The sequence below is a fragment of the Salinarchaeum sp. IM2453 genome, assembly GCF_019693215.1.
Lineage (GTDB): Archaea > Halobacteriota > Halobacteria > Halobacteriales > Salinarchaeaceae > IM2453.
On record NZ_CP081183.1, the window covers coordinates 128254 to 152066 of the forward strand.

General features: G+C 46.8%; 23 protein-coding genes, 1 other RNA gene and 1 pseudogene. 13 read left to right on the plus strand and 12 right to left on the minus strand.

Features of this window, described 5'->3' with window-relative positions:
* Nucleotides 1–114 precede the first annotated feature (114 nt).
* The 4 genes and pseudogenes from K0C01_RS00600 to K0C01_RS00615 form a co-directional block, all read right to left on the minus strand.
* Entirely contained in the window at nt 115–726 is a 612-nt protein-coding gene (locus K0C01_RS00600) for a CDP-alcohol phosphatidyltransferase family protein (RefSeq protein ID WP_221170151.1), read from the minus strand.
* The gene (locus K0C01_RS00605) at nt 723–1238 is read right to left on the minus strand and encodes an adenylate kinase family protein (RefSeq protein ID WP_221170152.1); all 516 of its coding nucleotides are present in this window, start codon (nt 1236–1238) and stop codon (nt 723–725) included. The genes K0C01_RS00600 and K0C01_RS00605 overlap by 4 nt, the downstream gene beginning before the upstream one ends.
* 2 nt (nt 1239–1240) lie before the next feature.
* Entirely contained in the window at nt 1241–2335 is a 1095-nt protein-coding gene (hisC, locus tag K0C01_RS00610) for a histidinol-phosphate transaminase (RefSeq protein ID WP_221170153.1), read from the minus strand.
* Between the two features lie 277 nt (nt 2336–2612).
* Nucleotides 2613–3230, minus strand: a pseudogene (locus tag K0C01_RS00615) (RNA-guided endonuclease TnpB family protein); the annotation flags it as partial.
* A 108-nt stretch (nt 3231–3338) separates the two neighbouring features.
* On the opposite strand from K0C01_RS00615, the gene K0C01_RS00620 reads away from it, so the two are divergent.
* Both K0C01_RS00620 and K0C01_RS00625 read left to right on the plus strand, forming a co-directional pair.
* The gene (locus K0C01_RS00620; RefSeq protein WP_221170154.1) at nt 3339–3590 is read left to right on the plus strand and encodes a YhbY family RNA-binding protein; all 252 of its coding nucleotides are present in this window, start codon (nt 3339–3341) and stop codon (nt 3588–3590) included.
* Nucleotides 3591–3592: 2 nt separating this feature from the next.
* Nucleotides 3593–4486, plus strand: coding sequence for a mechanosensitive ion channel family protein (locus K0C01_RS00625; protein WP_221171156.1), 894 nt, complete (start codon nt 3593–3595; stop codon nt 4484–4486).
* Between the two features lie 72 nt (nt 4487–4558).
* Here the strand turns inward: K0C01_RS00625 and ffs are convergent.
* An RNA gene (gene ffs / locus K0C01_RS00630) (signal recognition particle sRNA) lies at nt 4559–4872 on the minus strand.
* Nucleotides 4873–4952: 80 nt separating this feature from the next.
* Here ffs and K0C01_RS00635 point away from each other — a divergent pair.
* Together K0C01_RS00635 and K0C01_RS00640 are read left to right on the plus strand one after the other, a co-directional pair.
* Nucleotides 4953–5198, plus strand: coding sequence for a DUF5798 family protein (locus K0C01_RS00635; RefSeq protein WP_221170155.1), 246 nt, complete (start codon nt 4953–4955; stop codon nt 5196–5198).
* Nucleotides 5199–5312: 114 nt separating this feature from the next.
* Nucleotides 5313–6257 carry a thiamine-phosphate synthase family protein gene (locus K0C01_RS00640; protein WP_221170156.1) on the plus strand — a complete coding sequence of 315 codons (945 nt, stop codon included), beginning with the start codon at nt 5313–5315 and terminating at the stop codon, nt 6255–6257.
* An 18-nt stretch (nt 6258–6275) separates the two neighbouring features.
* On the opposite strand, the gene purL is transcribed toward K0C01_RS00640, so the two are convergent.
* Nucleotides 6276–8426: a phosphoribosylformylglycinamidine synthase subunit PurL gene (gene purL, locus K0C01_RS00645; RefSeq protein ID WP_221170157.1), complete on the minus strand. Its 2151-nt coding sequence runs from the start codon at nt 8424–8426 to the stop codon at nt 6276–6278.
* Between the two features lie 471 nt (nt 8427–8897).
* On the opposite strand from purL, the gene K0C01_RS00650 reads away from it, so the two are divergent.
* The 3 genes from K0C01_RS00650 (at nt 8898) to K0C01_RS00660 (ending at nt 11284) form a co-directional block, all read left to right on the plus strand.
* Nucleotides 8898–9584: a CehA/McbA family metallohydrolase gene (locus K0C01_RS00650; RefSeq protein WP_221170158.1), complete on the plus strand. Its 687-nt coding sequence runs from the start codon at nt 8898–8900 to the stop codon at nt 9582–9584.
* 2 nt (nt 9585–9586) lie between these two features.
* On the plus strand, nt 9587–10684 hold the full coding sequence (locus K0C01_RS00655) for an asparagine synthase C-terminal domain-containing protein (RefSeq protein ID WP_397541152.1): 1098 nt from the start codon (nt 9587–9589) through the stop codon (nt 10682–10684).
* 165 nt (nt 10685–10849) lie between these two features.
* Nucleotides 10850–11284 (plus strand): acyl-CoA thioesterase, encoded by a 435-nt coding sequence (locus tag K0C01_RS00660; protein ID WP_221170160.1) that lies wholly within the window; start codon nt 10850–10852, stop codon nt 11282–11284.
* Nucleotide 11285: 1 nt separating this feature from the next.
* On the opposite strand, the gene K0C01_RS00665 is transcribed toward K0C01_RS00660, so the two are convergent.
* Entirely contained in the window at nt 11286–12395 is a 1110-nt protein-coding gene (locus K0C01_RS00665; protein ID WP_221170161.1) for an AAA family ATPase, read from the minus strand.
* Nucleotides 12396–12503: 108 nt separating this feature from the next.
* Entirely contained in the window at nt 12504–13334 is an 831-nt protein-coding gene (locus tag K0C01_RS00670; RefSeq protein WP_221170162.1) for an MBL fold metallo-hydrolase, read from the minus strand.
* Between the two features lie 201 nt (nt 13335–13535).
* Here K0C01_RS00670 and K0C01_RS00675 point away from each other — a divergent pair, with 201 nt between their 5' ends.
* The 4 genes from K0C01_RS00675 (at nt 13536) to K0C01_RS00690 (ending at nt 17186) form a co-directional block, all read left to right on the plus strand.
* Nucleotides 13536–15515, plus strand: a complete 1980-nt coding sequence (locus K0C01_RS00675) for an aconitate hydratase (RefSeq protein ID WP_221170163.1) — start codon at nt 13536–13538, stop codon at nt 15513–15515.
* Between the two features lie 76 nt (nt 15516–15591).
* The gene (rimI, locus tag K0C01_RS00680) at nt 15592–16095 is read left to right on the plus strand and encodes a ribosomal protein S18-alanine N-acetyltransferase (RefSeq protein ID WP_221170164.1); all 504 of its coding nucleotides are present in this window, start codon (nt 15592–15594) and stop codon (nt 16093–16095) included.
* A 15-nt stretch (nt 16096–16110) separates the two neighbouring features.
* On the plus strand, nt 16111–16551 hold the full coding sequence (locus tag K0C01_RS00685; protein ID WP_259372381.1) for a DUF5809 family protein: 441 nt from the start codon (nt 16111–16113) through the stop codon (nt 16549–16551).
* A 62-nt stretch (nt 16552–16613) separates the two neighbouring features.
* Nucleotides 16614–17186, plus strand: a complete 573-nt coding sequence (locus K0C01_RS00690; protein WP_221170165.1) for an NUDIX hydrolase — start codon at nt 16614–16616, stop codon at nt 17184–17186.
* Between the two features lie 103 nt (nt 17187–17289).
* Here K0C01_RS00690 and yciH read toward each other — a convergent pair whose 3' ends face one another.
* Nucleotides 17290–17583 carry a stress response translation initiation inhibitor YciH gene (gene yciH / locus K0C01_RS00695; protein WP_221170166.1) on the minus strand — a complete coding sequence of 98 codons (294 nt, stop codon included), beginning with the start codon at nt 17581–17583 and terminating at the stop codon, nt 17290–17292.
* A 232-nt stretch (nt 17584–17815) separates the two neighbouring features.
* Here yciH and K0C01_RS00700 point away from each other — a divergent pair, with 232 nt between their 5' ends.
* Complete coding sequence (locus tag K0C01_RS00700; RefSeq protein WP_221170167.1) at nt 17816–18139, plus strand: transcription factor S; 324 nt, start codon at nt 17816–17818, stop codon at nt 18137–18139.
* Nucleotides 18140–18192: 53 nt separating this feature from the next.
* Nucleotides 18193–20889 (plus strand): phosphoenolpyruvate carboxylase, encoded by a 2697-nt coding sequence (locus K0C01_RS00705; protein ID WP_221170168.1) that lies wholly within the window; start codon nt 18193–18195, stop codon nt 20887–20889.
* A gap of 1 nt (nt 20890) precedes the next feature.
* Here K0C01_RS00705 and K0C01_RS00710 read toward each other — a convergent pair whose 3' ends face one another.
* The 3 genes from K0C01_RS00710 to purF form a co-directional block, all read right to left on the minus strand.
* The gene (locus K0C01_RS00710) at nt 20891–21478 is read right to left on the minus strand and encodes a GNAT family N-acetyltransferase (protein ID WP_221170169.1); all 588 of its coding nucleotides are present in this window, start codon (nt 21476–21478) and stop codon (nt 20891–20893) included.
* Nucleotides 21479–21542: 64 nt separating this feature from the next.
* Nucleotides 21543–22112, minus strand: coding sequence for an NUDIX hydrolase (locus K0C01_RS00715; protein WP_221170170.1), 570 nt, complete (start codon nt 22110–22112; stop codon nt 21543–21545).
* A 276-nt stretch (nt 22113–22388) separates the two neighbouring features.
* Nucleotides 22389–23813 (minus strand): amidophosphoribosyltransferase, encoded by a 1425-nt coding sequence (gene purF / locus K0C01_RS00720; protein WP_221170171.1) that lies wholly within the window; start codon nt 23811–23813, stop codon nt 22389–22391.

Here is a 23813-nt window from a genome sequence, read left to right on the forward strand (position 1 = left end):
AGCAGTATGCATAAATGATGCGTTGTTCTGGAACACTGTTTTATATGTCAAATATTAGTTATTTTGCGTCAAAATCCGGAGCTGCCATCTGATTTTTGCTGTAATACCACACAGCTATTCATTCAGTGACCGCCAGGCACCGAAAAACCGTTGAATAGCTGTGAGATGTCCGACAACAGCAAAAATAATCAAAAGCCAGCCAACAACAGTATATCCATACACAGGATCGGAATACACAAACATAACAAATCCGATGAGGCCAATGAGCGCAAGGCGGTCAGCACGTCCAAGTAATCCGCCATATTCGCGTTCAAGTCCGATTGCTTGTGTCTGGGTGCCAAGATAGGAGGTAAGCAACACACCAGTAACAGCTAGAAATCCAATTGCATACTGCTGTACACCGGCTGCGAGACCGGCAATGAGAATCACATCAGCGTACCGATCAATGACGTGATCAAGCAGATCTCCAGCCCGTGAGCTGACTTGTTGTTTACGAGCGAGTGCTCCATCAATAAGATCAAGAAGCCCATTTAATGCAACGAATACTCCACCCGCTGCATACAGCCAATGGGCCTCCATAGCAAAATAAAAACAGAGACCTGCAAAGGCCGCGGCAATAAGTCCAAGCACACTAACTGAGTTTGGCGTAAGGCCGGCCCGGTCAGCCGCAGTAACGAATGGGCTTGTAACTCGATCTGCAGTGTTGCGAAATCGATCAAGTGTCATATGTCATCGATGTAATCAAGGTATGATACTTTACCTGCATTTGGCGAGCGGTTCTCTTCAATGACTGCTTGAATCTCACCTGCAACTTCCTCAGGGGTGCGGTTAGTTGTTGTTATTTCATACACTGAGTCTAGACCATGTTGGTCAACTGCCTCTGATAAAATTACATCAAGCGCTTCGCTTCTTGCATTTTCTTTGATGGTTGCTTGCGGTTCCTCTCGTTGCTCAAGTCGCTTTTCAATGGTCTCTGGATGGGCTCTTAGCACGATTACACGGTCAACCGGGAGATAATGAGAAAGATGGGACTCGAATATGAGGTTAGTTTGATCAGTATACCGTTCAGCAATCTCATTGATGTCAGCAATGACACTATCGCGGTTCTCATCAGTGTCTGTGTATAGTTGCTCTTGTTTGATGACATCATTTAGATGAACTACATCAAGATCAGTTTCAAGAGCGTTAGTCGCCGATGTCTTTCCTGTGCCAGGAGTTCCGGTTACTGCGACCCGCATGGTCAGTCACCGTGAGAGGAACTTAAAGCAGCTACAACATCATTTACTGCATTTATTGCTTCGGTTGTTTCTTGCTCAGTTCCACATGAAATGCGGATGCAGTCTGAAAGACCAAAGCTTGAACAATCTCTCACGATGACCCCTCGTTGTTTGAGTTGGTCTGAGACAGTGCTGGCGTCACCGACCTCTGCGAGGACAAAATTACCCTGGCTCTCCCACGTTGGAACCTTAAGTTCGGACTGGAGGCGCTTCCGCTGCGTTTTAGCCGAGCTTACGGTTTTTTCTACGTGGGACTGATCTGCAAGTGCGGCGGATGCGGCTCGACAGGCTATTTCATTTACGGCAAATGGCGTATTAATCCGACCATATGCGTCTGCCCACGAATCAGGAACCAACGCATATCCCACTCGAAGGCCAGCAAGTCCATAGGCTTTTGAAAACGTACGGAGAACAGCAATATCATCTCGGTGGTCAAGCAATTCACGAGCACTCGCTATTGATGAAAATTCACCATACGCTTCGTCAACGACCACAAGTGTATCCGAATCGGTCTGAGCGGCAATCGAACGGATTGTATCGTGCGTGACAACAGATCCAGTCGGGTTATGTGGACTGGTGAGAAACACGATACGGTGGTCGTCATATGCCTCAAGGACGGTCTCATCGGTAACTGTAAAATCACTTTCTCGAGAGACTGGATAGTGTTCAACAGCACCATGGTGATACCGACTGCTCATAGCGTAGTATGAAAATCCTGGTTGAGGAACAAGAATGCGATCACCAGGCCGAAGAACAGCCCGAGAGAGGTAGTCAATTGCCCCGTCAGCGCCAGGAGAAAGCCATACTTGTTCCGGGGACACGTCCCAATGTTTAGCAAGAGACTCAGTAAGGTCAGTATGACTAGATTTTGGGTATTCGTGAACAGAAGAGGCAGCCGATGAAATAGCATCAATGGCGTTCTCCGGGGGACCATGCGGATTCTCGTTAGACCCCAGCGCGACTAGCTCCTCTGGATCCATCCCCAGCTCTCTGGCAACCTCCACAAGGCCCTCTCCAGGCACATATACTTCATGGTCCGACAGGTCTCTGTAGTGCATACATATAATCAGATAGGGAAGGATGTAAGAGTTATCGAATAGAGATGGAAAATAGCATTTTACAGAGGTAGCAAGACGAAGGGCCACCCCTACACAGACAGAGTTCTCGTGCTTGCCGGAGTCCACAACTGGTGGTCTGAATCCCGTATTAACCACTTCCTCGGGCGGCTGGTCCGCCTCGGAACGATCATACTGCGTCTCAGTTAAGAATAACACTCTGGGGTGACGCTCTCACGTCAACTGCCTCGGGGTCAAGCCCCGAGGTTCTTCCCGTGGATCAGTCGGACACGCCTCGGATACCCTCGGTCTGGTCGCCTTGAACGGTATCAGAGGTCACGGTTGGGCCGTCCACAGGTCCCGATGCCTGCCGTCGCAACTTCCACTTCTGCACCTGTGGGAGTGTGTTGAGAGCAGGCACATTTCTATTGTCTTGTGTTCTCAACCACTTCTGCGCGACACTGATACCAGCGCCACGGTCAGCGTGGTCTTGATGATCGCACCCACAGCACTTGAACCGTTTCTTGTGACGGTTCGCCCGGTCTGTGTGGCCACAGACTGGACACTGTTGGCTGGTGTACTCCGGGTCAATATCATCTGACGGAATCCCGCACCATGCGGCCTTGTACGTGATAAAGTCGCGGAGTTTGGCGAACGGTAGTGAATGGAGTCGCCGATTCATTCGAGTCCCGTACTCAATATCATCTCTCATGTCTTTGAGGTCTTCAAAGACAATTACAGGACTGTCGAACCGGTGAATCCACTCGACCACGCGCCGTGACACCGTGTGGAGTTGGTCATGAACGAACCGTTGTTCCTTGTCGCGGAACACATCGTTGAACGCGGTCTGCCCGGCTTCTTGCATCCGCTTCCGCATCGTAGAGATGGCGTTCGTCTCGCTGCCGCTGTAAGTCGTATATTCTATCCAAGCAGAATGTAATATTATCCTACGACTCGTTGTTAGAAGCCAAAAGAATCAAGCCTTAAGATGCCATTTAAATACTCAATGAGTCGTTCTGACTTGCGTGCACGAGCACATGATTTAGATGTTACAGTTTGGGTTGGGAAAAACGGTGTCGAGGCCGTGGTAGAGGAAGCAGATCGGCAGTTGGATGATGATGACTTAGTTAAAGTAAAGTTTCTTCGTGCTGCACGTGGAGGTACCTCAACGGAGGAGTTAGCAGAGCAACTCGCTTCACAGGTTGATGCAGAACTCGTGGAAACACGTGGAAATACAGCCGTGTTCTATCGAGAATGACAATGTTTTTTGGAGTGATTAGTGATTTAATTGATACACTGGGAATAGCCTCTGATCCCGTAGTCATTATCGTCGACGCAGCAATGCCTTATGCGATTTTTATTGTTGCATTCATAGCTTTGTACTACGTTGGAAAGCAGACTGCGATTCCACTCTTCAGTAGAGCACTTCAAAAGCGCGATATTGACGAACACGCACGGAGACCTCTGTTGAAGGCTAGTCGATTTGTTGTCATGTTTGCCGCCATTGCAGTTGCATTCGGAGTGGCTGGATTTGGGAACTTTCTCACGGCGTTAGCAGCTGTCGCCGCTGCTGCAACGCTGGCAGTCGGATTTGCGATGCAGAATGTTATCCGAAATTTTGTTTCAGGACTGTTCATTTTTATAGAACGGCCATTTCGGATCAATGACTGGGTAGAGTGGGACGGTAATTCAGGGATCGTGCAGGATATTAGTTTACGCGTTACTCGGGTCAAGACGTTCGACAATGAACTGTTAACAGTTCCTAATTCAGAATTAACAGACAGTGTAATTAAAAATCCAGTTGCGAACGAAAAGCTCAGACTACGGGTTCTGTTCGGGATCGGATACGACGAAGATATTGAGCAGGCAACCGATATAATCATCGAGGAAGCAAAAGCGCATCCAGATATTATGAACGATCCGGAACCATCGGTGCGCGTGACAGAGCTAGGGGATTCACATGTCGGCTTACAGTCGCGAATCTGGATTGAAAGTCCGAACAGAGCGGATTTTGTAAAGACAAAAAGCGAATATGTACAATCGGTAAAAGAGCAATTCGATGCAGAAGGGATTAACATTCCATATCCACATCGAGAGTTGGTTGGGAGCATTACAGTTGATGAGCAAACAAACAGAGTCGGGACGAGCGATTGACCAAGAAATAACTACTGTCCTACTATTTATTTACTGGTAATAAATGGGTTTATTCTCTCTTTCCTAAAATAAAAAAGGACTCCCAGAATTGCCCAGTCATCCTTGATCGGGGAAACCCGGTTGCCTCCTCCACCCCGCTACCCATCGAGCGACAACTGTCCGGCAGTCCACTGCTCGCTTCCGCGCCTGATGGATTACCGCCGGTTAACCACGATGAGACATCCCTGCAGATGGTCACCGTGGTCCGTCGCCCCCGATGGACGAGGCTTCTATGTTGGCTCCCAGGACCCGATCAGTTCCGACCGGACGCCACTGGGTTTCGGCCCCCGCTGAAGACCTGAGTGCGGGTTTACGAGCAGGGCCTAGCTGCCCGGCCTAGTCCATTTATACATACGTGAACCATTTTTAAGGGCCTTTCGTTCTCCGGACACAAGACATAACAGCAAAAATAATTAAATGAGTAGACATGGGACTGGGAAGCACAGCAAAGAAAATCCAGGTTCTGACGGAAACAGCAGAAACACTACTTGAGCAGTTTAAAGCTGTGAAAGAACGGATTACAGGCTTAGAAGAAACCGCTGACGAAACAAACCGGCGGATTAAGGAATTAGAGCAGAAAGTGGAGTATCAGCAGGAGATACTCACTGCATTGGCTGAAAAAGAAGATATTGAGCTTCCTGAACCGCCTGAGACACAGTCCGAACAGGAATAGTAAGTACGAGTGAGATTTATGACAGATATCTGTTTACTCAGATAATCATAAATTGCATGATCATCTAGTAGGAATAGAAGTATATATATTCATACCACAAGTAGATGGCCATGTATGGTTCTTCGGCTCCCAAGCGAGGTGATTGCTGACAAGTTCATGCCGACCGTGCGCGCCATGCTGGCAGAGGAGTTGAGCGAACATGACTATACTCAGAAAGAAATTGCAGAACGGTTGGGGATTACTCAGGCAGCTGTAAGTAATCATCTAAATGGACGAACAGCTCAGGAAGAGCGAGTGTTAAATCATCCTGACGTACAGAAGACAGTGAAAGAAATTGCCGAAGGGTTTCAGGCTGACGATCTGAATCAAATAGATGCACTAGCGGAATTACTCGTATTAGTACATGACCAGCGGGCTGGAGGAGTCATCTGTGACTTACATCAGGAAGCAGTTCCGGAACTGCAGGATCACGATTGTGATCTCTGTTTGCACGGAAATACATCATCCTCTATACTTGCAAGACGCGATGCACTTCAATCAGTAGAACGATCAGCGTATCGGTTGAGCTCCTGTCCACATCTCCAATCGTTTATTCCAGCAGTTGGAACCAATATCGGAACAGCACTAGAAGGAGCAACTGACATTACAGATGTTGCCGCTATACCCGGCAGAATCAAGCAGGTTGGTGGAGAAGTGCAAGTACCTGCTGAGCCAGAATTTGGCGCATCGGTCAATGTCGCAGAAGCGATTCTTGCTGCAAATTCTGTTAATTCAGATATCCGGGGAGGGCTGAACCTACGGACGGATGAGCAATTAGTAGAAGTGGCGCAAGGCCGAGGAATAACCGTTCATGAATTTGAAGCAGAAAAAGAGAATCGGTCAGGAATGAGAGAGATATTTGAGCAACTTGGAGAGGTGCCAAAGGTGTGTTATCATCGTGGAAAGTTTGGCATGGAGCCAATTTTATTTATATTTGGAGAAACGGCAATGGAAGCTGCGGATTTGACGGTCACACTGACCACGGAAGTAGTTCACCGCGTATCAGACTCACCTAGCTGACAGGAAGGTCTACTATGCCTATGTCATTTCTTGGTCAATTGCTGATCGAAGCTCTGTAACTTGTTCAGCAGACCGGGTAATCGTCTGTCCATCGATGGTAATCGAGAGTGTGCCAGTATCCGTCCCATGGCCAATCCGAACTACAGGCGCGATACCATCAAATTGTTCTTGCACTTGTTCTGGATCAGTTGTCTGGATAATGGCCCTGCCCGGCTGTTCATGGAACAAAGCAGGACCTATGCTAGTATTCGATAGTTCAATTTCAGCGCCTACATTAGAGTCAATCATCTCTGCGAGTGCGACGGCGAGGCCACCATGTGAAACATCATGCATTGCGACCGTGTGGTCATCCTCAGCAACCTCAGCAAGATTCGAAACTACTTCGTGAGGAGTGTCAGGCAGAGTTGGGAACTGGTCACTTCCACCAAATGATTCCAGATACTGAGATCCACCGAGAGACGGTGTTGTCTCAATTCCAAAGTCCCCAACAAGGAGAATCTCTCCGTCAGTGTCCAAGGTAATATCCGGCGTCTCGTACCCGTATTTTACTCCTGTCATTGCGATGGTTGGAGTTGGAGGGATCGGGCCTGCAGGGGAGTCATTATATAATGAAACATTGCCACCGACAACTGGGACAGAGAGTTCTTTGCATCCATCGGCCAATCCTTCGACAGTCTGAGAGAATGCATTATATATATCAGGCTTCTCAGGATTGCCACCATTTAAGCAATCAACAGCAGCAAGTGGAGTTGCTCCGAGTACTGCTAAATTCGTCGCATTCTCAATTGCAACAGCGCGTGCACCGCTGTATGGTGCAGAAGTTGTCCAGTTCGGTGCAGAACCAGCGGAAAGAGCAACCGCTATTTCTTCGTCGCCAGCAGTAGCTTCATGCATTGCAAGCAGTGCAGCATCATGTCCGGGAGGAATTACTGTGCGGGTCCCGACTTCGTGATCGTACTGTCTGTAGACCCACTCCTTCGAGGCAATAGAAGGATGTCCAATAATAGTATCAAAGGCTGATTCGATATCGACATTATTCGGAATATTTGTTTCTGGAGAAGGTGACGGCTCAGTGGGTAGATCATGTGATGGCGCTCCTTCCGCAAGGAATTCTGCAGGGACATCGACGACTGTTTCGCCGTTGAATGTACAAACATAGTTTCCATCTGCAACTTCTCCAATTACCGAGCATCCAAGGTCGTACTTTTCAACGACTTCCACAACTCTATCGACATTTTCAGGTGTAACCTCATAGCACATCCGCTCTTGAGACTCAGCAAGGAGGATTTCAAGAGCGTTCATCCCTGGTTCTCGCTGGTGAACTCGCTCAAGTTGAATGTGTGCACCAAGGTCTCCTTGGGCTGCCATTTCACTGGTTGCACCACCAAGACCGGCTGCTCCGAGATCTCGAGCAGCTTCCACAAGGTCTTCATCGATTAATTGTTCGTTCGTTTCGATAAGCAGTTTTTCTGCATATGGGTCCCCAACTTGAACTGCCGGCCGATCTTCTGTTTCGGCGTCCTCACTCAGATCTTCTGAGGCAAAGCTAGCACCGCCGAGCCCATCACGTCCCGTCGCATTACCAACTAAAACGAGTTTATTTCCTGATTCGTTTACTGCTGCCCGAAGCATCCGATCTTCAGAAGTGACGCCGACACAGGCAACATTGACAAGTGGATTTCCTTCATATCCTGAGTGAAAATCAACACTACCGGCGACAGTAGGAACCCCGATTGAATTACCATAGTCTGCAATACCTTCAACAACACCCTCAAAAAGGTATTGTGAGTGTTCCTCTTCAAAGTCACCAAAGTACAAAGAATCGGCTAATGCGATTGGATAAGCACCCATTGACATGGTATCTCGGACAATACCTCCTACACCTGTCGCAGCTCCGTCGTAGGGATCAACATATGAAGGATGGTTGTGGCTTTCAATTCCCATCGTGATGTACGTCTCACTGTTGGGTAGTTCAACAACTGCTGCATCGTCTCCCGGCCCAACGACAACGTTGTCATCGTCCGAATCAAACGCAGTTAACAACGGTCGTGAGGATCGATATGCACAGTGCTCGCTCCAGAGGTTTTCAAACAGTGCCGCCTCCTCGCTTGTAGGCTCACGACCAAGTGTTTCAGTAATTAACTCCCGGTCTGGAACAGAGAGGCTCATTCAGATAGGTGTTACCCGAGATGCAATAAATGGCTTTCTAAGAGAATACTTACAAGCCTAGCAAGGCAGAAACTAACCTCTTCGGAAGTAGAAAGATGTTAATCAGAGGAATTGCGCAGGTTCAGCCGTTGACGTAGCTCTAAAGCAGTACCATGATCCGCAAGCGGTGGGTCGGCCATGCCCTGACATACTTGGTGGTGACGGGAGAATGGAGTCTGTCCACGGGTATAATCTCGTTCGAAGCCAGCCTCATGATCAAAAACCGTCACAATCTGTGATCCGGTATTACCTAACTTGAATGGTTCTACGTAGGCTGACCGACAGCTGTATCCTCGCCCTACCGCGCTACTCAGTCGCTCCACTCACTGCGTGGCTCCTTGAGAACAGGAACGTAGCCTGTAAAAGTTAGTCAATAAGTTATATGCTGTCTGTATCAAGAGACTTTTTTAACCAGCAGTTGAAGAAATTACTGTGCTGTCGGTCGAGTTGCATGCACATTCCGAAGCTTCGCATGATGGGCGTGATCCTGTTGAATCGCTTGTCGAGCAAGCTGACAGAGTTGGATTGGATGGTCTTGCGGTGACGGATCACGATACAATAGACGCATCTCTTCAAGCAGCAAAACTGGCTGAAAAAAAGGGAATGGTTGGGATTCCTGGTATTGAGATTAGCACAAAGGTTGGTCATGTCCTTGGATTAGGGATAACTGATCGAGTCAAGCCGGGACTCTCTTTTCAAGAGACACTTAGACAGATACACAGCCAAGATGGTATTGCGGTGCTTCCTCATCCGTTTCAAGAATACCGACACGGAGTAGGGGCACATATATCAAAAGAGGAAATGGCTATGGCAGATGCAATTGAAATATATAACTCACGAACACTGTTTGGGATACGGAACTTAGAGGCAAAATGGTACGCTGAAGCATATGGCCTTCCGATGACAGCAGGAAGCGATGCACACATAGCCAAGATGGTCGGACAAGCCAAGACAATTGTGAACACAACTGATCGGTCGGTTGAAGGAATCGTCAACGCAATCAAAGATGGAAAAACAGAGATTGATGCCCGCCGGACACCATGGCATATTAGTTTTCGACAGGCTGCAGGCGGCATCAGACGACGGGTTAAGCGGCGTGTTAAAAAACTTCGAAGATGACAATAAACGGAATATCACAGGATGAAGCTCGCCGTGCGATAGAAGGACAAAATCCATTTCCAGGAACACGAGGATTTGCTGGGGAGATTGATGGAGCCCTCATTCGAGATGTGCTCGGAAGGGAGTTGATATACATTGAAACAGAACCAAAACAAGGAGTCGGTCGGAAATGGGCATTTGATCCGGGTCAACTACAAGAGCCAGAACTCGTTCCAGCGGGATACAGATATTCGCTTACAGAAGAGGAACAGGAGCAGATTTGGAATCTTCCAAATCCAGATCCAGTCACAGAAAGAAAGACCGCACTTGCGCAACTCAGTACTGCAATAGAGACGGCCATTGCGGACGTTGACCCTACCATTCCAGTTGCTTTCTCAGGAGGGGTTGATTCAGCATATCTAGCGGCAGCAACCGAAGGGCCACTGTATGTGTGTGGATTTGAGGGAAGTAAAGATATAATTGCTGCTAAGAAGGCAGCAGCGACACTAAACCGAAATCTGAAGATAATTGAATTAACTCACGAACAGCTTAGAGATGCAACGGTGGAAGTAGTTAATGCAATTGGTCGAACAAATACAATGGATGTGACTATTGCATTGCCATTGTACTTGACAGCTAAGCAAGTTGCAGATGACGGCTTCGACCAGTTGCTGCTGGGACAAGGAGCCGATGAATTATTTGGTGGATATGCAAAAGTGGCAAATGCAAGTAATGATCCCAGAGTTTCGGCAACAACGATTAGAGAAGCTAGAAATGAGGTTTTGAAAACGATCCCAGATCAAATGGAACGAGACATGCGTGCGATAAAAAACGCTTCAGTGACGCCGATTTGTCCATACTTAGACGACAGAGTGGTATCTGCTGCGCTCGAGTTACCGGAGGAGCTGCTGATTGCTGATGATCAGCGAAAGGTTGGGTTACGACAAATTGCAGAGACAAAGCTTCCTGAAGAGGTAGCCTATAGAGACAAAAAAGCACTTCAGTACGGAAGTTATGTGTCACGAGAACTAGATCGTTTGGCTCGACAGGAGGGATATAAACGACGAATCGACAACCATGTTGAGAAATATATCCGACATCTGATTTCTAAAGAGAATTAACTAATGCAGCAAGCACGGTCTAAAGGGAGCACCTCGGCGCAATTTGTTATTGACTACTGAGAAATATAGAGAAACGATGTAAAGTGTGGCCATAATATAAGAAAATTTTATTTCTGTACTGGTCGAATACGGAACCTTCTTGCAAACGCTGTCGCAAGGCTATATATGCCAAATCTGATGGATACGTATCTTGAAAATCGGTTTCATGTTCAACCAAGTGATACAAACAATAATGGAACCGTACACGGTGGAACGGTGATGAAGTGGCTGGATGAAGTTGGTGCAATGTCAGCAATGCGGGTAGCAGGCGGAACAGTTGTAACAGCACAGATGGGCCCGATTAGCTTTGAATGTCCTGTTCCACTTGGAGGTATCGTGCTAATACGATCATATGCTTATCAGACTGGGAACACGAGTATCAACGTATGGTTTGAAGCCTATCGTGAGCACATTGAGTCCGGTGAAACAGAACACATCACGTCTGCAAAAGCAACATATGTAGCGATTGACGAAGACGGGGCACCAGTATCTGTGCCGGATATAGCAATTGAATCAGATGAAGAAAAACAACTTCACGAACAAACTAATAAAAATCTTTAGATTATTCTGAGAACATGTCGCTCAGCTGCTCTCTCCAAGCACGGAATTCATCCAGCTGTTCCTGTTGTTGATCAATTGTTTCTGTGAGATTATCTACTTGGGTTGCAAGTTCATCAACTTCCTGTGCATCTGGTAAGTCATCCGATTCGAATTCTGCCTCAAGACGATTTACATCTGCAGCAAGTGAATCAAGCCGAGTATTAACGTCACGTTCTGATAGTTTCGTTTCAATTTCGTCAAGACGACGGTCAAGACGGTTAACTTCTTTAGCTAGCTCTGAGGTATTTTTCTCTAAGTCTGCGAGAGTGTCATCTCTTGCTGCATCAACCAATTTTTCCAGAGCAGATTCGTATGCAGCAATATTCTCGACTCTCTTTTGTAAGTGATCGATTTTCGCATTAACAGACCGACTTACCTCAAGCCCCAGTGCCTCACGAAGTTGTTCAATTTCATCCTCGTCTACCTCTCCAGATTGGATCTCATCTGTAATATCAGACACAAGGGTACTAGATGATGAGGTATCAGCTTCAGCAGACGGGTTGGATGAACTGGCATGCTGTGCAACATCTGGTGAACCAGACTGAGATTGGCTTGTGCCTTCTGGTATTGTAGTAGACGATTGTTCTACGGCAGATTCTCCTGGACCTGTCGTAGAAAGCATGTCTTTGACCGATTGAGATTGTTCAATTGGCGCAATGTCCTCAATAGAGGTGATTGCCTCCTGTGCAGGGGCTTCAATGTCAGATTTATTTTCGGATACAGTAAGCTCAGGAGTTCTCATAAACGGAGAAGCTTCATCAGGGTCATCAATACGAATTCCATAGACAGTTTCAACTGTCTCTCCTGGAGAAATTGTACGCTCATAAACAATTTGGCCATCCTGATAAGCAGTCCACCGGTCTTTATCGTACTTTGGATGAAACCCGATGTCGTCCATCGAAAAGGATGGAGGGAGGGTGTCGGTTACCTGAATATTACGGGCTGTATCGTGTTCCGAGGTAATTCGAAGTCGAATAACAGGGACAGCAAGCTCATCAGCACTAAATGATTTTGTAACTTGAATGTTATCTTCTTCAAGGATAATCTCGTCGTCTAGTGTATACGTACTCATATTGTCTGTTTGTAATATACCTGAAAAGATAAAGGTTGTACCGCGAAACTGTGAATATATTCGTGATACCTTTATCTCCTATTAGTCCAACAGGACCGCCCTCAAGGACTAGAGTTCGATAGTGTCACCAATTCGTGCGATATCCAGTGATCGTGGATATTTAAAAGAGCTAGCATGCTCGTGTAGCGCAGTTGGATCTGCGGTTAATCCGCGCCACATATCCCAGTGACTTGGTAGTAATCGATCAAGTTGTAGTTGATTTGCTGCCTTGATAACTTCATTTTCGTCATTATACCATTTGGTTTCTTTTGGCTCTCTGGTTTGCTTGTCCAATATCATTCCTCGCGATCCGAATGCAAGCATTCCAAGATCAATATCGTATTTTTCGCCAATTTCAGTAAAGTAGTCACTGGGACGAGCATCGCCACCATGAAAAAATGTGCCGGACTCATGTTCTATAACATATCCAACTGGATCGGTCGCGTCAGGATCGTGAGCCCGTTCAATATGGATCGTGAACTCACCGACGGTAATAGTGTCTCCTGACTCAACCAAACCAAATTGTTCTTCGGTCAATTCCCCGTGTTCGAGCCAACTTTCTTCATCTGTTACATCAAGCGACGCTGGAGGAGCATACATTTTTGCATTAGTTTCCTCCATAATTGGGACCTTCGTCTCACGATGGACGTGGTCTGAGTGTTCATGAGTAGCAAGGATTGCGTCAGCATCAACAACATCCTCTGGGTTAAATGGAACGGGGATCATTCGTACAGTTCGGGGGGGATCTCCTGTCCCAAGATAAGGATCAATAAAAAGCGTAGTGCCGTTTGAGCCCTTGAGTACAGCACCGTTACAGCCAAGATACCAGATAGTAGTTGTTGATGGTGTTGCCTCAGCAATTGCATTTGGGAGCCAGTCTCCCCAGTCACTTGTCGGCATATTAGTAGTTGAGTAGCGTCGTCGTATAGATTCCACGCTTCGATGCAGCAAACCGAGGGAAACAACCGTAGGCACGGTGGGTCGAGGATTTTGTAGTTCCCTCAACCGTTGGTTTCGGGAAGGTAGCTTGGAGGTGACCTATGACTGAATGACAACCTGTTTCCAGAAATTTATATGTGAGTATTACTGATGACAGATAACATGGGCAAAACCATTACAGAAAAAATCCTGTCGGATCACCTTGTTGAGGGAACGTTGGAACCAGGAGAAGAGATTGGGATTGAGATCGATCAGGTACTGACACAGGACACGACTGGAACGATGGTCTGGTTGCAGTTCGAAGCGATGGATATTGATGAGGTACAGACAGAACTTGCAGCACAGTATTGTGACCACCAGACTTACCAGTTCGATTTCCGGAATACAGATGATCACCGATTTCTGCGATCTGCAGCCGGAAAGTTCGGCGCTTACTTTTCACGCCCAGGAAACGGAATCTGCCACCAGGTTCACAAAGAAAACTTTGCCGCCCCAGGAAAGACGCTACTCGGTAGTGACTCACACACACCAACTCCCGGTGGGCTCGGAGAGTTAGCAATCGGAGCCGGAGGTATTGATGTTGCCGTTGCAATGGGAGGTGCCCCATATTATATTGAGATGCCAGAAGTAGTCAATGTTCGACTTGAGGGAGAACTTCCAGAATGGGGAACAGCTAAGGATATAATTCTTGAGTTGCTTCGTCGGCTGTCCGTCAAAGGAGGAGTTGGAAAAGTACTTGAATATACAGGACCCGGAGTGGAGTCACTGACTGTTCCAGAGCGGACAACGATCACCAACATGGGTACCGAGTTGGGAGCAACGACATCAATCTTCCCAACTGATGAAAAGACAGAAGAATTCCTCTCTCTGTTAGGTCGAGAAGACGACTATACTGAACTTCAGCCAGATGAGGATGCTGAGTATCACGAGGAAATTGTTGTTGATTTATCTGAGATCGAACCACTGATTGCGGCACCGTCGATGCCTGACAATGTTGTTCCAGTCGAAGAAGTAGCTGGAAAGGATGTCGAACAAGTAATTGTTGGGTCTTGTACAAACGGGGCATACGAGGACGTACTTCCGGCCGCGAAAATGCTTGAAGGTAACACGGTGAATGAGACGACTGAAATGGTAGTTGCACCTGGCTCCAAACAGGCAAGCAAGATGCTTGCGAAAGAGGGATGGGTTGCAAAAATGATGGCTGCGGGAGTAAACTTCTCAGAATCGACCTGCGGCCCATGCATTGGTATTGGACACGTCCCAGCCTCAGACTCGGTGAGCCTGCGTACATTTAATAGGAACTTCGAAGGGCGGTCCGGAATTGAAGAAGACAACGTCTACCTTTGCTCACCTGAGGTTGCTACGGCGGCCGCAATTGCCGGCGAGATTGTTGATCCACGGGATTTAGCCGAGGAGTCTGATTCCGTTGAGGCACCAGGTATTGAATTGGCAGATAAGTACAGTACAGCCGGTGCTGAAGGCGATACAGATATTATTACACCGAATAAAGCCCCAGATGATGAATTAGTGAAAGGTCCGAACATTGGAGATGTCCCTCTTCGTGACTCTCTTGAGTCAACCATGAAGGGTCCAAATCTGCTGAAGATGGAAGACAATATTACAACGGACCACATTATCCCGGCGACGCAGGATATCCTAATGTACCGGTCGAACATCGACAAACTGTCAGAGTACACACTTTCCCGTGTAGATGAGAATTTCGCAGAACGTGCGGAAAATGCTGAAGGTGGATTCCTTGTCGCTGGTGAAAATTATGGACAAGGTTCGTCTCGTGAGCATGCTGCGATGTGTCCAATGTACTTGGGAGTACAAGGAGTTCTTGCACAGAGTTTCGCTCGCATTCACCGAGCAAACCTCTTTAATTTTGGCCTGCTTCCGCTGGTTATTGATGAAGAGACTTACGAGCGAATTAATCAAGGTGACACGATTGAAGTTGTTGATGACGTTCGGAAGGGCGTCTTAAATGGGAAAGAAGAATTTACCGTACGGGTTAATGATGAGTGGGAAGCGACTGCTATTCTTGATGCATCACAGCGTGAACGTGACATGCTAGCTGCTGGTGGAAAGTTAGCTTGGACGAAACAACAAGCAACAGGATCAGAATCAGTCGCAGACGACTAAGAAGAGATTGTTTCGTTGAGGTATTTCAACACACTACCGATAGACAAAACAAGCAAACAGCCTTATACATGTTTGTGTGACAGATTCAGAAGAGACGTTAGAAGAAGGCATCACAATCAGAGACGTAACAAGAGCAGATCTTCCACAAATTGAACGCATTGAGCAGCAGGCGTTCCCAAATCCATGGCCACGAACGTCATTTGAACGTTACCTGGATGCTGACAGTTTCCTTGTTGCCGAGTCTGAAGATGGAACTGTCTGTGGATATGTCCTTGCTGACGCAACCATTGCAAACAATATTAATATAGGTCATATCAAGAATATTGCTGTCGCAGTTCAATACCGGGGAAATGGAATCGGAACACGGTTGTTACAGCATGCAATTGCTACCTTAGCAATCACAGGAGTAACGATAGTGATGCTTGAAGTGAGGAAAACAAATCATAACGCACGAAAGCTCTACGAACGAGTTGGGTTTTCTGCTGTCGAAGTTCGCTCAAACTATTATCAAGATGGATCTGATGCAATTGTTATGTCAATGCCAGTTACGGATCACACAAGGCCGCAGCGAAAAACATGATGATTCATAATCTGTATGTGCCTGACAACCGAAGGTACAGACATGCATACAGTCGGGGTTATCGCACCAGAGACACCAGAAGAAGTCAGTGACATCTATCAAGAGTTGTCAATGCCATCGGAAGTTGTGGTCAAAGAGGTAGCACGGGCCATTGCACTTGACCCGGAGGAATATGATCAACGAGTTTCAGGAGAGGTTATTGAGACTGCTCGTGATGCGATGTTTGCATCATTGTTGACTGTTTCTGTCGGGACAAAAGCTGAATATGAAGACTGGAAAGCAGGTTTTGATGGTGATATCAGAGAGATTGGCAACGAGAACGTTGATAATGTAGTCTGGCATGTATTTGGTCAACAAGCAATCGCTGCTACATATCAGGCACAGCAGAATGCTGCAATTGCTACACTTCAGCGACAGGCCTTCGGGGAGATATACAGTAAAATCGTGAGGTCCTGAATAATTCGCGTTCCCGTTCCGCAACCGAAACGCCCAGAAGCAAGTCAAGCATATTGATTGACATGGATACAGATTCGTGGGCGGAGATTGACTCGGCTGTTGAATACAAGACCGGATGGTATACTGGAGGATATGATAAAGTAAGGCAACCAGACGGAAGTACCAAAAAATATTATTGGGCATCGCTTCCGCCAGCGGTCGTTATTGTTGCAGTGACCCCAGAAAATGAAGTAGTGTTTGTCGAACAGTATAGACCAACAATAAAAGAACAACAAGACGAATTACCAGCTGGAATTGTAGATGAACACTCAGGTGCTTCCGACGATCAAGTTCGCAAACAGGATTATATTGCCGCCGCAAAGCGAGAACTTCGCGAAGAAACAGGATATATTCCCGGAAAAACGGAATTAATTCAGGACTACGCAGTTGCAACTGGGGTTTTGCGGCATAGAAGGGGAATTGTGTTCGCAGATCAACTTGAGTCTGGAACGCCTGAACGAGATACCAACGAGTTTCTTTCCGTGAAAACAGTTCCAGCAGAGAAGGCGGTGGATGTTGCTAGAGAGCCACCGACAAATGATGCTACGATTAACGGGCTACTGTTAGCCAAAGAAGAAGGACTGCTTTCAAGATAAGGTCATAGTGAATACACCAACATCATAGAATCAGATCAGATTATCGTAGTTGCAACTCACATAGCACATATTACAAAGGGGAATCAGAAATAGGAAAGAGCTTTTACACTACATTGAACCCCCGATCGCGGAGAAATTCTTCGACCCCCTCAAGGTGGTCACCTTGCAGTTCGACAGCCCCATCTTCAACGGTTCCACCACAGGCAAACTGACTTTTCAGATCAGATGATAGACTGTCTAAGTCGACATCATTTGGGTCGAATCCTTCGATTATCGTTACCTCCTTACCGTAACGGCGCTCGTCGATGCGGACTTCGATTTCTTGGGAGTCTTTTGCAACGTCTTCACAGACACAAAGCTCCTCAGGGAGCCCGCACGTCGAGCAGACATCCGACATTTCACACTACACTATGTAATGCATGATATTAAATACTGTCGACAGCACTAGATGTGAAATCGATTTATACTGTCCAAAATCGGGCTCATCAACAAAGACCACCAAGAGAAATAATGATAATGAGACACAATTCGCATTCGATGTGCTCCTTATGTATGGTTGTCGTTGATGGACTGATGATAAAAAGCAACAGAAGAGTACAAGAGTGCAAATCAATTATTGATTGGTAACTATGCAGTTTTGCGATGAATGTGGCTCAATGATGAAAAGCCAAGATGGGAAAATGGTCTGTTCAGGCTGTGGTGCAACAGCACAAAAGGATGAGGAACGGGCAGCTGAATTTGTGAGTACTGAAACACAGACTGATGATGATGTTATCGAAACTGAAGAAGGAATGAGCTTTGAAGGTAAGCCTACTGCGAATGATGTCATCTGTGAGAGTTGCGGGCATACTGAAGCATGGTATACAATCAAACAGACAGCGTCTGCAGACGAGCCCCCGACGCGATTTTTTAAATGCAAAGAATGTGGGTATCGCTGGAGAGAGTATAATTAGATATACTGAGTTAGAATCGGAGGATTTAGCATTAAGGAGATAAGGTGACCGATATGCAACTTCATAATCGGACAGTTCGGCAAGATGTCCGCGAACTGGGTGCTCTTTTAGGGGATATTCTCAAAGAACAAACGTCGAGACGGGATTTTGAGACTGTAGAAGACCTGCGGACAACTGCAATCGCGTACCGAGACGGGGAGATTGAAAATCAGCGTGAGCTGCATGAAATCTTAAACACGCTCTCACCTGAGGAAGAAAGTATTGTCGCCCGAGCTTTCACCTCATACTTTGAGTTGATTAATCTAGCCGAAGAGCGAGAACGAGTTCGGCGGATTCGAGAGGGATCTCATGATGGGACATTACAGGGAACGCCAGAAGAGATGGTTAATAAGCTCACAGAGGCAGATTTGACAGCTGAGCAAGCAGAGTCGCTGCTTGAAGACATCTGTATTGAGCCAACATTTACCGGTCATCCAACAGAAGCCCGGCGAAAGACCGTTAAAACAAAGCTCAGGTCAATTGGAAATCACATAGAAACCCTTGATGAGCGACGACTGACAGACAAAGAACAGGGCCACGTTGAGCGTGATATCAATGCAGAAGTAACATCATTATGGCAGACCCCCCACGTCCGCACACGACAACCAGAACCAGAAGACGAAGCGCGAAACATTCAGTGGTATCTACATAACCCGATATACGAGACGATCGGCGAAATCTACGACGAATTAGAAGATGCCATGGCAGACGCGTATGGAGAAGAGATTACAGTGCCAAACCTCATTCGGTTCCGATCAATGGCCGGTGGAAATCGAGACGGTAATCCATACATGACACCGGAAGTGACGGAATCAACACTTGATCGGCATCAACAACTAATTCTTGATCGATATCGAAAAGATCTGAAAGAGCTACTCGGGGTGCTCAGCCAGGATGGTACTCGCATTACTGCGGGCGAAAAGTTTGAAAAAGCACTATCTGCTGACAGGGAATTGCTTCCAGGAGTTGCAGATGATGCTAAAGACCGGTATCCAGGGGAACCATATCGACAAAAGCTTGTATTGATGCGTGAGCGATTGAACCGAGTAAATGACGTTCGACCAGGAGGATATCAGGGCGTAGAGGAGTTCAAAGAAGATTTAGACACAATCGCTGAAAGTCTAGAACAGAACGGGGCACAGAGTGTCGTCGAAGGACATGTTAATCCGCTTCGTCGATGTGCAGAAACATTTGGGTTTTCCCTTGCAAGTGTTGACTTGCGAGATCATGCTTCCCGGCATACGGAGGCGGTAAGTGCTCTTCTAGAACGAGAAGGAATTGACTATGCTGATTTGTCAGAGCCTGACCGGATTGAGACATTGACAGACGCAATTCTGCAGGAAGACGCAATCGTTGACTTAGAAAAGACAGAAGACATTCCAGACGAGATTAGCGATGTGTGTGCCCGGTTTGTCCGTCTTGCTGACTGGCACCGTCAGTTTGGTGTCGAATCGATTCGAGCGTATTGTATTTCAATGGTTGATCGGGCATCGCATGTTCTTGAGGTATTATTCCTCGCTGACCAAGCAGACGTTGTTGAGTTACCAGGGCACTCTGGAATCGACATCGTTCCAATTATTGAAACGAAAGAGGCAATGGAAGGTGCTGATGAGATCCTTGAAACCTTGTTAGATAATGACGCGTACAGCCAAGCAATCGAAGCAAGAGGCAACGTTCAAGAAGTGAGTCTTGGGCATGCAGATGCTAATCAGCAGAACGGGTTCCTGACAGCTAACTGGTTGATTCATCAGACGCAGCGAAACCTCTACTCTTGCTGTGACACGCATGACGTTACCCTTCGGATGTTCCACGGCCGAGGAGGGCCAATTTCACGAGGAGGAGGTCCAATGAATGCTGCATTACGATCATTGCCAATTGAAACAATAACCGGACAGGTTCGGTTTACAGAAGGTGGAGAATCTATCGCAGAAAAGTACGGAAACCGTCGTATTGCCGAGCGGAATATCGAGCAAATGATCAACGCGCAGGTTCGGGCAAGAAAACAATCCCACCATGAAGAAACAAGGCCACCAAAACAGGAGTGGCTTGAGGCCATGGAAGTAATGTCATCGGCCGCAAGAGATGCGTATCGGGAACTAGTTGAAGCAGATGGATTTGTCGAATTCTTTGAGGAAGCAACGCCAATCTCGGTAATTGAAGAATTAGATCTCGGGTCACGATCATACTGGGAGATTGGAGAACGATCCGTCGAAGAAATTGGGGGGGTACCATGGAACTTTGCTTGGACACAGTCACGATACCTGTTACCGAACTGGTATGCACTAGCATCTGGGATCGATGCATATCTTTCAGAAGGTGGCGAGATGAGTGTGCTCAAAGAGATGTACGAAAAATGGCCATTCTTCAAAACAACCCTGGACTACGCTTTCCTTGCCTTAGGACGAGCCGATATGGAAGTCGCCACTGAATATGCACAAAATGCGCATCCAGAGTATCGAGAAAAATTTGTTCCGATTCTTGAGGAAGAATATGATCGGGCTGTCAAGCTGAGTAAGGAAATTACTGAACGAGCTCATCCAATTGATAGAGACTGGCTACGAGAGTCATTGCATCGACGAAATCCGTATATTAAGCCATTACATCTTCTACAGGCCCATTTACTGTCTCAGACACATCGGACAGCGACCGAGGAGCGAACACTTCGATTAACAATTAAAGGAATCGCTGCAGGGTTGAAAAATACTGGATGAGTTATTTGATTCGTTGTCCAGTGTAAGTTTGGTTGTCAACTTTATTGAATGCGTATTGGATTTTTTCAGGTGGCCCTCGATCCATACCCCGGTCAATTAACCTAACTTGGCGATCAGGAAGATCAGCTTTATCGAACGTTTGCAATCCTGTCTTATATTTGGAAGGCGATAAGAGAGCATCAGTAGAAAGAACCACCTCGTTGAGCTGACGAGTTTCACCCGTATAGTAAAATCCGGCACGATACATTGCTTCATACGCGATGGGATTGTTGACAGCGATGCGGACTAAAGAATATGGTTGTCCTATAATCTGATCCTGAACGAAGAGGGCAAGCTTTGGGCCCAAGCGTCTTCCACGAGTTGATTCAGAGACAGTGATATAACGAATACGAGCAGCGTTCTGAACACCACGATCATCATTAAATGCTACAGCGCCCTTAATTGGGTGAGATCCAGGTTGTGACGACCGAACAATTGCTTTGCCAGTACCGGGAAGAATAAACTTTCCAGCATAAGCAAACCTCTCATGCGAGATATCTATTGTGGGTCCATCGTCAGGCCATCCAAGAAACTCATACCGGAAGTCCATGCACGAGAAAACACCTAACTAAACATAAATACCCGTATAATTCATTTGTAAACGAGAATCTATGTCACGTAGATGGGGACCAGTCAGTAACAAGTGATAGAAACTGTGAAAGAATTCGACCGGTTGCCCCCCAGATTGTATATCCGTTAACATAAAAATAGTGAACGGTACTGTTACCATAATCAGGATGGTACTTCCGTTCAAGTTCATGGTTAGTATTATCAAGGAGTTTATCTAGCGGAAGTACAGCAACGTCAGCGACCTCCCGGTCATTCGGAGTATATTCGAGATCAGGTGCTTCAGCGACAAATGGTGAGACAACATAATCGGTTACAGTTCGGATGTCATCCAGTCGGCCAACAGTAGAGGCCTCATTCGGTGGCAATGCAATTTCTTCATTTGCCTCTCTGTATGCAGTCTCCTCCAAGCCAGCATCGTACGGTTCGTAGCCTCCACCGGGAAACCCCATCTGTCCGGGATGCCGCTCAAGTTCATCTGATCGCTTGATAAAAAGTATATGTGGGGCTGAATCACGATAAATGACTGGGATTAGTACCGCAGCAGACCGTCCAGGAGAGTCGATACGGCGCGGGGTGTACAACCGAATTGGGTCAATATCAATTGTATTAATCATAGCAGTCTCCGTGCAATTCATTCAATGTGTAGCTTGAACAGCCAGCTTTCGCGGTCAAACCAGTAGTTGCTAGTAGGCCGTGCCGATAGTATTTTGCGGTTTATCCCTTACCACTGACACTTGTTATATTCTCCATCTAAATCCCGAAGTAGAGTGTTAACGTAACTATAACTGTAATTCCTCATCAGAGATACTCCAACAGAAGGTTATAATAAAATATATGACCGCTTTGACCTCTTCCCACCCATTCAGGAGTGGGTTTTCACCTCACAATTTCTATAATTGATCAACTTGAGGTCTTGACACATCTCGGTCAGCAGGTTCACCTTCGATATCGTATGGATATTCTCCGGTGACACAACCGAAACAGAGATCCGTATCTGCCTTATTGAGCGTTTCAGCTACTGCATCAGCTGAGATGTATGCTAAAGAATCAGCACCAATCTTCTCACGGACCTCCTCGACGGACTTACCTGCGGCAATAAGTTCATCACGACTGGCCATGTCTATACCGAGATAGCATGGTGCTCGAATCGCTGGTGACCCAATGCGAACATGTACAGAATCCGCTCCGGCGTCGTTAATGATATCAATAAGTTGTGTCGACGTCGTTCCACGAACAATCGAATCGTCAATGAGTGTCACCGATTTCCCCTCGACTGTGCTTTTGATCGGATTTAGTTTAAGTCGGACAGCACGCTCTCTCTGGTCTTGAGTCGGCATAATAAATGTTCGGCCAACGTATCTGTTTTTCATCAGACCCTCAGCAAATTCAACATATTTACCTTCATCTTGTGCTGCCTCAGCATAACCGCTTGCAAATGCTCGACCGGAGTCTGGCACAGGGATTACAACGTCAGTATCAACACCCTCCTGTTCCCACAAGGCCCTTCCAAGCTGTCGGCGGGCTTCATAGACCAATTGATCATCAATTACTGAATCAGGACGAGCAAAGTAGACATCTTCAAAGAAACAGTGAGCATGCGTGTCTTTTGTTACCAGCTGATATGAATCAAATCCGTCTCCTTCATCCTCAAGTACGATCATTTCGCCTGGACGAACATCGCGAACCAGTTCGCCATCAAGCGTATCAATTGCAGCTGATTCTGAAGCAAGTATATAACCGTCATCAACCTGACCAATTACAAGTGGTCGATTGCCTCGGGGATCCCGGACACCAATGACCGTATCATCATGCATTATTGTCAACGAGTAAGATCCATGAATGCGCTGTACAGTATGCTTAACAGCGCGAACCAAGTCTTCTTCTAAGAGATTGCGAGCAAGGTCATGAGCAATGACCTCGGTATCTCCGTTGCTCGTGAATGCATGTCCAAGTTCTGCCAACTCATCTCTGATCTCATCGGCATTTACAAGATTGCCATTATGAGAAAGCGCTAACGATCCACTCTTAAACGAAACAGAAAACGGTTGCGCACAGCATGCCCCAAGGCCGCCCGATGTCGGGTATCGGACATGACCAATCCCATTAGTGCCATTCAATGACTCGATGTCATCAGGATCAAACACTTCACCGACGAGGCCCACATCAACGTGGTCATACTGCTGAAAGCCATCGTGAGTCGCAATACCTGCGGATTCCTGTCCACGATGTTGCAGAGCGTACAATGCGTAATATAGCGGTCGAGCAGCGTCCTGTTCCGCAAGGGAGACGCCTACGACACCGCATTTTTCGTGCAT

Coding starts and splice junctions, on each gene's coding strand:
- K0C01_RS00635 (WP_221170155.1), top strand. CDS start 4,953: ATGGGACTGGGAAGCACAGCAAAGAAAATCCAGGTTCTGACGGAAACA.
- K0C01_RS00640 (WP_221170156.1), top strand. CDS start 5,313: ATGGTTCTTCGGCTCCCAAGCGAGGTGATTGCTGACAAGTTCATGCCG.
- K0C01_RS00670 (WP_221170162.1), bottom strand. CDS start 13,334: ATGCCGACAAGTGACTGGGGAGACTGGCTCCCAAATGCAATTGCTGAG.
- purF (WP_221170171.1), bottom strand. CDS start 23,813: ATGCACGAAAAATGCGGTGTCGTAGGCGTCTCCCTTGCGGAACAGGAC.
- K0C01_RS00715 (WP_221170170.1), bottom strand. CDS start 22,112: ATGATTAATACAATTGATATTGACCCAATTCGGTTGTACACCCCGCGC.
- purL (WP_221170157.1), bottom strand. CDS start 8,426: ATGAGCCTCTCTGTTCCAGACCGGGAGTTAATTACTGAAACACTTGGT.
- K0C01_RS00665 (WP_221170161.1), bottom strand. CDS start 12,395: ATGAGTACGTATACACTAGACGACGAGATTATCCTTGAAGAAGATAAC.
- K0C01_RS00705 (WP_221170168.1), top strand. CDS start 18,193: ATGCAACTTCATAATCGGACAGTTCGGCAAGATGTCCGCGAACTGGGT.
- K0C01_RS00625 (WP_221171156.1), top strand. CDS start 3,593: ATGTTTTTTGGAGTGATTAGTGATTTAATTGATACACTGGGAATAGCC.
- K0C01_RS00600 (WP_221170151.1), bottom strand. CDS start 726: ATGACACTTGATCGATTTCGCAACACTGCAGATCGAGTTACAAGCCCA.
- hisC (WP_221170153.1), bottom strand. CDS start 2,335: ATGCACTACAGAGACCTGTCGGACCATGAAGTATATGTGCCTGGAGAG.
- K0C01_RS00620 (WP_221170154.1), top strand. CDS start 3,339: ATGAGTCGTTCTGACTTGCGTGCACGAGCACATGATTTAGATGTTACA.
- yciH (WP_221170166.1), bottom strand. CDS start 17,583: ATGTCGGATGTCTGCTCGACGTGCGGGCTCCCTGAGGAGCTTTGTGTC.
- K0C01_RS00685 (WP_259372381.1), top strand. CDS start 16,111: ATGTGCCTGACAACCGAAGGTACAGACATGCATACAGTCGGGGTTATC.
- K0C01_RS00660 (WP_221170160.1), top strand. CDS start 10,850: ATGCCAAATCTGATGGATACGTATCTTGAAAATCGGTTTCATGTTCAA.
- K0C01_RS00675 (WP_221170163.1), top strand. CDS start 13,536: ATGGGCAAAACCATTACAGAAAAAATCCTGTCGGATCACCTTGTTGAG.
- K0C01_RS00605 (WP_221170152.1), bottom strand. CDS start 1,238: ATGCGGGTCGCAGTAACCGGAACTCCTGGCACAGGAAAGACATCGGCG.
- K0C01_RS00690 (WP_221170165.1), top strand. CDS start 16,614: ATGGATACAGATTCGTGGGCGGAGATTGACTCGGCTGTTGAATACAAG.
- K0C01_RS00710 (WP_221170169.1), bottom strand. CDS start 21,478: ATGGACTTCCGGTATGAGTTTCTTGGATGGCCTGACGATGGACCCACA.
- K0C01_RS00700 (WP_221170167.1), top strand. CDS start 17,816: ATGCAGTTTTGCGATGAATGTGGCTCAATGATGAAAAGCCAAGATGGG.